At 46.8% G+C, this 8,415-nt stretch carries 14 protein-coding genes; 3 read left to right on the plus strand and 11 right to left on the minus strand.

The genetic code is table 11. The features are described from left to right. Nucleotides 1-109 precede the first annotated feature (109 nt). On the minus strand, nt 110-280 hold the full coding sequence (locus ACI77I_RS31160) for a hypothetical protein (protein WP_407000008.1): 171 nt from the start codon (nt 278-280) through the stop codon (nt 110-112). Nucleotides 281-300: 20 nt separating this feature from the next. Between ACI77I_RS31160 and ACI77I_RS31165 the strand changes: the two genes are divergently transcribed. Continuing rightward, nucleotides 301-492, plus strand: a complete 192-nt coding sequence (locus ACI77I_RS31165; protein WP_198719729.1) for an AbrB/MazE/SpoVT family DNA-binding domain-containing protein — start codon at nt 301-303, stop codon at nt 490-492. 228 nt (nt 493-720) lie between these two features. On the opposite strand, the gene ACI77I_RS31170 is transcribed toward ACI77I_RS31165, so the two are convergent. The 10 genes from ACI77I_RS31170 to ACI77I_RS31215 all read right to left on the minus strand — a co-directional run bounded on the left by ACI77I_RS31170 (nt 721) and on the right by ACI77I_RS31215 (nt 6,971). Beyond that, nucleotides 721-1,971 (minus strand): hypothetical protein, encoded by a 1,251-nt coding sequence (locus ACI77I_RS31170; RefSeq protein WP_407000010.1) that lies wholly within the window; start codon nt 1,969-1,971, stop codon nt 721-723. A gap of 53 nt (nt 1,972-2,024) precedes the next feature. Next, entirely contained in the window at nt 2,025-3,062 is a 1,038-nt protein-coding gene (locus tag ACI77I_RS31175) for a zonular occludens toxin domain-containing protein (protein WP_407000012.1), read from the minus strand. Nucleotides 3,063-3,065: 3 nt separating this feature from the next. Next, nucleotides 3,066-3,350 carry a DUF2523 family protein gene (locus ACI77I_RS31180; protein WP_407000014.1) on the minus strand — a complete coding sequence of 95 codons (285 nt, stop codon included), beginning with the start codon at nt 3,348-3,350 and terminating at the stop codon, nt 3,066-3,068. 17 nt (nt 3,351-3,367) lie between these two features. Next, nucleotides 3,368-4,363 carry a hypothetical protein gene (locus ACI77I_RS31185; protein ID WP_407000016.1) on the minus strand — a complete coding sequence of 332 codons (996 nt, stop codon included), beginning with the start codon at nt 4,361-4,363 and terminating at the stop codon, nt 3,368-3,370. A gap of 143 nt (nt 4,364-4,506) precedes the next feature. Further along, nucleotides 4,507-4,806, minus strand: a complete 300-nt coding sequence (locus ACI77I_RS31190; protein ID WP_407000018.1) for a hypothetical protein — start codon at nt 4,804-4,806, stop codon at nt 4,507-4,509. Nucleotides 4,807-4,816: 10 nt separating this feature from the next. Next, entirely contained in the window at nt 4,817-5,041 is a 225-nt protein-coding gene (locus ACI77I_RS31195; RefSeq protein ID WP_407000020.1) for a hypothetical protein, read from the minus strand. After that, nucleotides 5,041-5,337 carry a propanediol utilization protein gene (locus ACI77I_RS31200; protein WP_407000022.1) on the minus strand — a complete coding sequence of 99 codons (297 nt, stop codon included), beginning with the start codon at nt 5,335-5,337 and terminating at the stop codon, nt 5,041-5,043. Before ACI77I_RS31200 ends, ACI77I_RS31195 begins: the two co-directional genes overlap by 1 nt. 10 nt (nt 5,338-5,347) lie before the next feature. Continuing rightward, a complete protein-coding gene (locus ACI77I_RS31205; RefSeq protein WP_407000024.1) occupies nt 5,348-5,608 on the minus strand; it encodes a hypothetical protein in 261 nt (86 codons plus the stop codon). Then, nucleotides 5,608-5,841 carry a hypothetical protein gene (locus ACI77I_RS31210; protein WP_407000026.1) on the minus strand — a complete coding sequence of 78 codons (234 nt, stop codon included), beginning with the start codon at nt 5,839-5,841 and terminating at the stop codon, nt 5,608-5,610. The genes ACI77I_RS31205 and ACI77I_RS31210 overlap by 1 nt, the downstream gene beginning before the upstream one ends. Then, on the minus strand, nt 5,838-6,971 hold the full coding sequence (locus ACI77I_RS31215) for a phage/plasmid replication protein (protein ID WP_407000028.1): 1,134 nt from the start codon (nt 6,969-6,971) through the stop codon (nt 5,838-5,840). Before ACI77I_RS31215 ends, ACI77I_RS31210 begins: the two co-directional genes overlap by 4 nt. A 150-nt stretch (nt 6,972-7,121) precedes the next feature. Here ACI77I_RS31215 and ACI77I_RS31220 point away from each other — a divergent pair, with 150 nt between their 5' ends. Continuing rightward, on the plus strand, nt 7,122-7,313 hold the full coding sequence (locus ACI77I_RS31220) for a hypothetical protein (protein ID WP_407000030.1): 192 nt from the start codon (nt 7,122-7,124) through the stop codon (nt 7,311-7,313). 243 nt (nt 7,314-7,556) lie between these two features. Continuing rightward, nucleotides 7,557-7,793 carry an EexN family lipoprotein gene (locus ACI77I_RS31225; protein WP_407000032.1) on the plus strand — a complete coding sequence of 79 codons (237 nt, stop codon included), beginning with the start codon at nt 7,557-7,559 and terminating at the stop codon, nt 7,791-7,793. Nucleotides 7,794-8,415 lie beyond the last annotated feature (622 nt).

The following is an 8,415-nucleotide window of genomic DNA, read 5'->3' on the forward strand; positions in this document are numbered from 1 at the left end:
ATTATGCGAACCGTCCTATACGGAGCTGGGGGGCTCTGAAGGCTGCTTTTCACCAGGTGATCAGCGTTAAGGTGTTGCTACTAGCAACACACGTTCAGGACGATGACTCCTAGGCTTGGCCATCTGCCTCGATACGAATCTTGGCGCGTGCAACAACGGCCATGGCTTCGGCAATGAAAGCCGCGTCACCGGTGTCGTGTGCATCAGCCAAAAATACAGCTACGGCCTCTGAATCAACCAGCGAGTCTGCTGGGTCATAATCATAAATTGGCTCTGTCATCTGATCACCTGGAGAAAATAATGAACCCGAAACCCAAGGCTAAAAATACGAGCTGGAAAGTCAAATGCCAGGATGCAGCTGATGGCACTGGCGATTTAATCATACCGCTGACTGACGATCTCCTGTCGGCCATCAAGTTGGCCAGCGGCGACAAACTCGACCTGGAAGTTAAACCTAACGGCACGATAATCCTGACTCCAGTTCGTGCGTAGGATCAATTCAGCCATCCACGCGTTTGATGGTTGCAGCCCATAAACGACGTGAGTTGTTACCGATTACACGTGATTTCACTGGGTGCTAATTTCTAATCCTTGAGGGATAGCGTTCAAATTTGGAAGATAACGAGCAAGGATGAGCTACCCCTAGTTCATCTGTTGAGCTACCCTCCTCCTTATTAATAACTATTGAGCATAACTATACTAAATGACTATTTAGTTTAGTTATATTGGTTCAACCAAGACAGGTGTCAGAAAAAGGACCAGCTCTGTGCTGGTTGATACTGTCGAGCTGCTGGTAAACAACCACTTGAAACCAGGAATCTTACCCAGGTATGGCACGCTTCTAACGACGGTTGTATCCAGATCAGAGTAGACACCACCCAAAGCAATAGTCTGGCCAAACGGCGAAAAAACCCGTGAAGTCAGCGAGGTCGTGTTTATCGGAGGAACGCCATTCATGGCATTAGAATAATCAGGCTCATCCTTTGAAAGAATGACATCCAACAGCACTCCCTTGCCGTTCACTATTGGAGTCACATCGAGGGACAAAGCGGCCTGTTTGAACGACGTCGAGGTTGCACCATCGCCGGCCGATTGCTGATAAGGAACCTCAGAACCTTTAACAATTTTGGCTTGATGACGATCAGAGGTGTAAACACGAGGACTCGAAATCACTCTGCCCCTACCCTCCTGCTCCATCGCTGAAAGCCTGGCATCGAGCGTCAAAGCACTTGAGACAATTCCAATAGAACCTATCGCGCCAGAGGCAAAGCCAAGTGGCACAGAACCTGAAACAGTGCCGGCACCGCTGCCGACAGTGCCACCCCATTGGACGCCCAGGTTCTTGGAGTAAGAGCGATCAACCTCGACGATACGAGCCTGGATCATCACTTGCTTTCTAGAGTAATCAACTGCGGTAATCAACGTTTTGAGCTGCTCTAAACGCGGCTTGCCCATCCTGGCAACGATGATCGAAGAACCGTCTTCAAAATTCAGAGTCTCTCCAGGATCAAGGGGAAATGCTTTTATAACATCTGAAGCCAAAATGTTATGCACCTTGAAGATTGAAACATCGAAAGAGTTTGCGCCAAAAGAAGGATTGCTCTGAATTTGCTGATCTTGACCGGAAACGTATGAGTTTGCCGAATATGATTCACCTGGACGTGGATAAGCACTGACCCGAAGAAATTTACCTTCAACTGCGTATAAAATCCCCTTTGTCGAGGTTACATATTCAATTGCTTCATCCCAGCTGACATCCTTCATTCGCATAGAAAGTGAACCACGAATGTTTTCATCTAGCACAAGATTCAAACCACGGTAATCAGCCAAAAGCTGCAGAGCGGATGAAACCGGAATCGTCTGAAAATCAAATGTCAGTTGTTGAGGAGCGGTTTCAGCTTGAGAGAAAGAAACAAAGAAAAAAAGGAATACAGCAGCATTAAAACGACGCAGTACATTAAAGGTCTTCATGGTATGAGTTCCAGGTGGGTGGTGGGTTAATTGGTAGAGGTCTTAGCGCTACGCTAAAGCCCTACCCCAATTAGCCCACCTGTAATTGGATTAGGTTTTTTTAATGACCAATTAGTGATTCTAAAACCGTCAACCAAACAAAAAGCCTCAGTAAAGTCAGGAAAATACCGACAGTGATTGAAGGAGATGTATCGAGAATTTCCATTATTGTCTGCAATCAAAGCAAGAGCCTCGGATACAGCCCTTGAAGATGGATCAGGTTTTGAAGGATGAACGAAGCCAACCAGACGCCAAGTGGTTGAGATTGGCAGTTCAGGAGATTTGGCCGGCTCCTTTGCTTTGCTAATTACTGGATGAGTATCAACCACACCAGGTGAGCCGGAGGAAAAGAAACTTTTTACACCGTAAATACCCAGGCCAATGAACAGAACAAAAGCAAAGACAGTCCCCCAAAGACCATAAGAACGTAGAAATGAACCACTATTGTCAGCCACAGACTCATCACCTACATCACCTGTTTGAGACTTAGTGGCCGATCTATAATAACCAAAAACAGTAGAGTTATACTTACCTGCAATTTGACGGACAAGCTTTGATTTGGGAGGTTTATCCCCCGTAACAACACCAGAATAAGCGTCAACGCGATAAAACCTTTTAGATTTTTTAGTGATAAGAAAAGTTGTTTCAATTAGAGTTCTAGCCCAGCTAGCAAGCTGAGACAAATCCTGAGTAACAAGAATAACCCGCATGGAGTTACCTTTATCGTCAACCATGTGACGATGCTCTGCTAGTAGTGCTTTATCATTAATGTTGGCTTTCTGAACCGTCTGGCCACTTGGCCACCTACGCCAAAGTTCATCGAGAATAAGGACGCATCCATTTTTAACAAATTCAGTAAGGTCAGGACGCTCCCACCAGTCATGAGGCAACAACTCGATAGAGCCACCGAAATCAGCAAGTAACTCGTCAACAAACAAAGGAATATTGGTTACAACATGACGACCTTGCTTTAATGAAGGGATAACAACACGCTCAACAACACTAGAGGTCTTGCCTGAACCTGGTTTACCAACATAAGCATGAATAGCCATGAATCACCCAATAAACGGAATGCGACGAACAAGAAAGCGCAAGACGTAAGCGCTAGTCACAACAGTTATTCCGAAAGGAATTTTCATAATTGCCATGAAATACCAAACAGAAGGAGATATTTGAGAAAATACCTGACCGGCATTGTCGATAAGACCAACGATAAAGCTAGAGCCGATTAGGCTCAGTAAAGCCTCCCAAAGCCAACCAGCAATGGCTAAAGGAACTTCAACAATGAAATCCAATATCTGCTCTAAGATACTCAAAATCCATTTGGCGAAAGCACTCATAAAACCCCCAATTAAAATTAAGCAGACATAAAAATACGAAATGCCAATAAAGACCAAGCAGCGAGAAATACAGCACTCAAAATAGGAGCGATGGACTCAAACAGCGTACAGTGAGAATCAAAAAATATGGGTGTAAAAAATATTGTTATATAGGCAAACGGACAGGTACCACCTCCAGCGGAATTAATACTTCGCGTAAACCCCTCGACAGATTGTCCAAAAGTAGATTGGACATATTTGCTGCTCATTCCAGATACAAAACCATTGTATTTAGCAGCGTTACCTTCGTTCGTGAAACGCTTAGTATCTAGCTGGCCAGGAGAAGTAAATCCAAGCTCGGATCCATCATCTACACCTCCGCCTGTGCCCCCATCGTTACCACCTCCGTCTCCACCAGGATCACCACCTGGATCAGGTGGAGTAGTTACATTAAGTGAGTCACCAACAGAAGGCTGCTGATAACCAGCTTCGCCAGTACAAGCAGAATTCGACGAATCAAGGCCTACAACATAATTGCAAAATCCCGAGGAAGTAGAGCCAGTGTTTAGATAACAAGTGCTCACAGTCGCTGAGGAAGCTAGGTAGGAACACGAATTGTGACAAACATCTTGAGTTACCGAAGAAACAGACCACGAAATATAATATTTATCGGCTGATTTAATAGCTGATGAATCGGGACCCCGTGACTCTAAAGTGTCCGCGCAAGCAATAGTGTTAGATCCGATAACGGAAAACGTAGCACTCTTTGGGGTTCCTCCATGAGTATAGGTATAGGTACAAATTTTCCTAGTTGGAGTGTCTGCTATACAAGCGCCTGGAGTGTAGTTCTTATAGAGCCCAATATCGTCAAACGCGGCAACGTAAACGATTGCAAATTGTTCTGCCGTAGGAGAGTTAGCAGCAGCTGCGCACTGAGTGGGATAAAGGCTAGTCGACGAACAAACCCAGCCAGCCGAAGCACTTGAAGAAAAGACAAGAGCTATAAAGAAAGGTAGCGCAAGGAAATATCTCATTTCACCACCCCGTAAAGACTGCGAAAGCGCAACCTGTTCCGATGCAAAACATCGCGAAGTAATAGAGCTGATCCATTCTGCCCCCCAAATTTTAGAGAAAAAAAGGGCGCCCGAAGACGCCCAGGTGAACTAGAACCGGTAACTTAGCCGCGAAGGAAACCAAGTACGATTTTTGCACCCTTGATACCGGCATAAACCCCGGCGAGGATCCCAGCAACAGCCAGAACACCAACGGAGATAGTGCTGAAATCAATGGAGGAAGTGAGGCCAGTGTAATCCCAGCCGCCAGTCGCATCAGCAGCAAAAACGGAAGGAGCAGAAACCGCTAAAGCAACAGCGGAAATAGCGAGAGGAACAGCCTTGTCATAGGCTTTACGGTAACCACCATGCCCGTTCGCACTAGGTGTCCAGAATACAGTGAGTGCATCATTATTTTTAAACATTGGTATTTCCTCAGGATTGCTTTATGAAGTTTAAGAACGCCCGAATCCCCATCGACATAACCATAAAGCTGCCAACCAGGGTAAAACCGGCGCCGAAAGCTTGGCCCAATACAGTTGGGTCAAGTTGTGAAAGGTCAAATGGGGGAATGTATGGAACAGAAACCCAATCAACCGAGCACGAAGGGGCACCGCCCTGAATAATTAAATCACCAGGGCAATGCAATAAACCGGACATTACGCAGACTTCTGAGGTGCTGGAGACGATGCAACACCAGAACTAATACGACGACCTTGACGAGGGTCAACTTCAAAAATAAGACGGTCATCACGAACTTGTGCGATCACATCACACTCGTACTTTCCGGGCTGAGGGACTTGTTGAGGAGTCTCAGCGTAAAAAGTACATTTCTGAGGATACGGAATATTTGGCAAGTGAGCATAAGCTTCAAACATGCAGTACGGCTTACCAGATTTTGCGGCAGTTCCGCTACGGTGATTACCCGTTACTTCGACCACAATAACATTAGACATGATGATGCCCTTATCTCAGTGTTGGAAAGCCAGGAACAGTGCCAGGCTTACGGTATGCCCAACTTGGGGCGACGGTTTCAGGGTTGCGCCTGAATGTTTTAAATTTTCGTGCCGAACGCTGGCGAGCTACTTCTTGCTCAGCCAGTGCAGATAAAAACAAACGCATAAGACTATTAATCCCAGCACGCTCATCATATTGAGGATTGTTGAGAGCATTTACGAACTCCGTTTCTACTGCAAATCGAAGGTTTTGATAGGTGTCACGATTCATTAAAAACCCATCCATCCAGCAACACTGATTGTTCCTATTTCTTGACGCTCTACAAACCAAATACGCTCAAACTTAACGCCCTGCTCTTTCCGTGCCTCAACAGCCTTAAGCGTTTGTTCGACCTGCTGAGCAAGAACAGGATTGATGAAAGAAGTACGGACTTGCTGCTGCTCAGCCAAACGCCGTCGCTGACCACTTGTGAGCTGGGCACCTTGAAAGCTGACCGTTCTCATGCTGCAACCCGTTGAAGGTGATTAGGGCGCTTATACCAAGTCGGAGGCGCGATTCCTTTGATTGGATTAATTTCACGCATTTCGCGAATGAATACGGTGCTAAACGTTGTAAGATCACATGAATTCCGAATATTAATTCCAATGCGATTAAGCCGAGCAGCATGAGTTTCAAATGAGCGCTGAGAGCAAACAATTTCTTGTCCGTGCATCCAAAGATGGGCATAGGAAGCTGTTACATTGGCGGCCCGAGGGGTATCAACAATATTTTCGAGAAGTAATTGCTGTGCAATGCTTGCCATATCCATCTTAGTCACCTTCAAGCGCTCATCAACGCCAAGAAACTCTTTATGTAGAGTTAGATATTCGCCTTCATCAAAGAGGCCCCAAAAACAAAGCCGTTCACGGCTGAGAAATTCGCTTTTAAGTTCTTGCTCAAATCGGACAATGCCAGTTTCGAGGGCGTAATTATAAATGTCTTGAGCGTATTTAAATTCTGGCGAGTTTTCGCCGAATGCTTTCTTAACTTTAGGCATATGTTTATGCAATATTTCGAAAGCTTTGTCATAAGCTTTACGATATTGCAGCCGAGCGCCCTTACCGTTACCAGAGGTGGTCCAGTCAACAGTTCGACCATTACGGTACAGAAAGCCAATCGAATGGCCGATTCGTTGCGTTGCAAGGCCGCGAAGATACGGAAGCTCGTTACCCTCCCCCACAGCAATATTTGTAGTTAAGTCGATTCGATGAATAGTGCAGCCATCAGCCCAAATGTGGGAGGTTTTAGCGCCCGATTGACCTTGGCGAATCTCAGTGCGCGTGCAACGGGTGAAAGCAGGAAGGCCGTACTCTGCGAGAAGATCGTTATAGACCGTGATGCACTGTTCAATGGTCTCGAAACCCCAGAGGTTGTCATGACGATTGATACGTGACGGATTGCCATCGACAGTGATTCTCCTACCAGAAATCCGAATTTTGATCGTAGAGCTATAGCTGCCCTCATGCGTAACCGGGCGAAAAGACGTGCTCAACAGCTCGTTGGTAAACGTGTCGACAGCTAGGAACGAGGTGTCCGAAATAATTGGAAGATCAAAATCATATTCCTGAGACACCTTGAGCCAATCGATAAACATCCGTGAACCCCAACCGCCGCACTGATTTTGTGATCCGTGACAAAATCACAAATGATCTTTGTCGACTTTATAGCCTAATCACACATGACATTGCAACACGTGTAAAAATGATTTCAGTTATAAATCACACGCGATGGCGAGGTAATGGCAATGGCGAAGACCTACAGGCTCAGGGATGAAGCCGTCGAGGCACTGAACAACAAGCGAATCAAGCTGATCGTCGAACGAAAGGAAGACGTGAAGGAAAGCGACCTGCTGGGCGCTTTGATTTGGAAGCACTTAGGGTCGCTGCGGGCGGAGGACGTGAAGGCATACAGAGAAGCCGTACTCGGGAAGGACTGAAGCGGGCCGATGCTGAAACCGAAGTTAGTTGCGGTAAAGTGGGGGTGTAACAGCACCCCCACCCGCTTCGCTCGTAAACCGAATCAAAGTCCACCATTCCACCCAGGGCGATCAAAAGAATGAAGTCGATAGCAGGTAGGTAGCAATCAGATAGCAGTCTGGTAGCAGCCCGGTAGCAGATAGATAGCCAAAAAGCAGCAAGGCCGCAAACCAGGATCAATTCAACAACAGGGATAGAGCACGATGAGTAAGCAGTACTTAATTCTGGCGGCGTGCGCCTTATTGGTCGCCTGCAAAGAAGAACGAACCCAAGATGTTAGCTACTACCTTTCACACCCGGAGCAACGTCAAGCCAAGCTGGCCGAGTGCGAAATAAATCCGGGCGATAAAGCGGTAACAGCCAATTGCATCAACGCAAAAGAAGCCCAGCACAAAAGCCTTTTCGACTCAAAAAACACTGGGATGCCCAGCATAAAATAGATAAGCCTGTTCTTTATCTGTTGTCTTGCTGTTGTCTTGCTGTTGTCTATCGTTGCTTTTCTGTTGTCTTGTTGTTGTCTATCTGTTGTCGCATAACCTGAACCACTAGGTTTACCAAAAGCGACGAGCTAGGAAATCGGACCTGCCGGGACCTACTCGACAATAGCGCTACACGTCACGGGACCGTGCTGGCTTCGCTAAAAACCCGGGATAAATCTTGGGTGAATCAGAGCGCGAAGTGGCACCACGGCGACTACCGGCAATTTGAACGCGATAAAAAACCCCAGGGTTCTCACGAATGCTGGGGTTTTTCTTTGGGCGATAGACCGGCCGGCTTTGCCGGGTATCGGCGCACCAGGTGCAACGCACTAACGAGAATTTGCGAGGCGCCTAATGCCCTTCGGGCAGATCGAGGTCAGCAGGATAAGTCTCCAAATCTGCCCGGTGTGTAAAGTACGACTTTCGGTGTGTGTAGTACGGAGTTCGGTAAAGCCCCTCAAGTGTTAGCAATGAAGGGCGTCGCATAATGAACGTTATGGCTAAATTCAGCGCCGGGGCTTCGCCATTATCCCGGCGCTAAATTCGTCGATCACGACGGCATAGCTACCATAACGTCACAGAA

The sequence above is a fragment of the Pseudomonas sp. D47 genome (assembly GCF_045447305.1).
Classification (GTDB): Bacteria; Pseudomonadota; Gammaproteobacteria; order Pseudomonadales; family Pseudomonadaceae; genus Aquipseudomonas.

What these genes read in the sequence shown, in the direction of transcription:
- ACI77I_RS31170 (WP_407000010.1), bottom strand. Translation starts at nt 1,971, where the DNA reads ATGAAGACCTTTAATGTACTGCGTCGTTTTAATGCTGCTGTATTCCTT.
- ACI77I_RS31220 (WP_407000030.1), top strand. Translation starts at nt 7,122, where the DNA reads ATGGCGAAGACCTACAGGCTCAGGGATGAAGCCGTCGAGGCACTGAAC.
- ACI77I_RS31185 (WP_407000016.1), bottom strand. Translation starts at nt 4,363, where the DNA reads ATGAGATATTTCCTTGCGCTACCTTTCTTTATAGCTCTTGTCTTTTCT.
- ACI77I_RS31190 (WP_407000018.1), bottom strand. Translation starts at nt 4,806, where the DNA reads ATGTTTAAAAATAATGATGCACTCACTGTATTCTGGACACCTAGTGCG.
- ACI77I_RS31180 (WP_407000014.1), bottom strand. Translation starts at nt 3,350, where the DNA reads ATGAGTGCTTTCGCCAAATGGATTTTGAGTATCTTAGAGCAGATATTG.
- ACI77I_RS31225 (WP_407000032.1), top strand. Translation starts at nt 7,557, where the DNA reads ATGAGTAAGCAGTACTTAATTCTGGCGGCGTGCGCCTTATTGGTCGCC.
- ACI77I_RS31160 (WP_407000008.1), bottom strand. Translation starts at nt 280, where the DNA reads ATGACAGAGCCAATTTATGATTATGACCCAGCAGACTCGCTGGTTGAT.
- ACI77I_RS31210 (WP_407000026.1), bottom strand. Translation starts at nt 5,841, where the DNA reads ATGAGAACGGTCAGCTTTCAAGGTGCCCAGCTCACAAGTGGTCAGCGA.
- ACI77I_RS31195 (WP_407000020.1), bottom strand. Translation starts at nt 5,041, where the DNA reads ATGTCCGGTTTATTGCATTGCCCTGGTGATTTAATTATTCAGGGCGGT.
- ACI77I_RS31215 (WP_407000028.1), bottom strand. Translation starts at nt 6,971, where the DNA reads ATGTTTATCGATTGGCTCAAGGTGTCTCAGGAATATGATTTTGATCTT.
- ACI77I_RS31200 (WP_407000022.1), bottom strand. Translation starts at nt 5,337, where the DNA reads ATGTCTAATGTTATTGTGGTCGAAGTAACGGGTAATCACCGTAGCGGA.
- ACI77I_RS31175 (WP_407000012.1), bottom strand. Translation starts at nt 3,062, where the DNA reads ATGGCTATTCATGCTTATGTTGGTAAACCAGGTTCAGGCAAGACCTCT.
- ACI77I_RS31205 (WP_407000024.1), bottom strand. Translation starts at nt 5,608, where the DNA reads ATGAATCGTGACACCTATCAAAACCTTCGATTTGCAGTAGAAACGGAG.
- ACI77I_RS31165 (WP_198719729.1), top strand. Translation starts at nt 301, where the DNA reads ATGAACCCGAAACCCAAGGCTAAAAATACGAGCTGGAAAGTCAAATGC.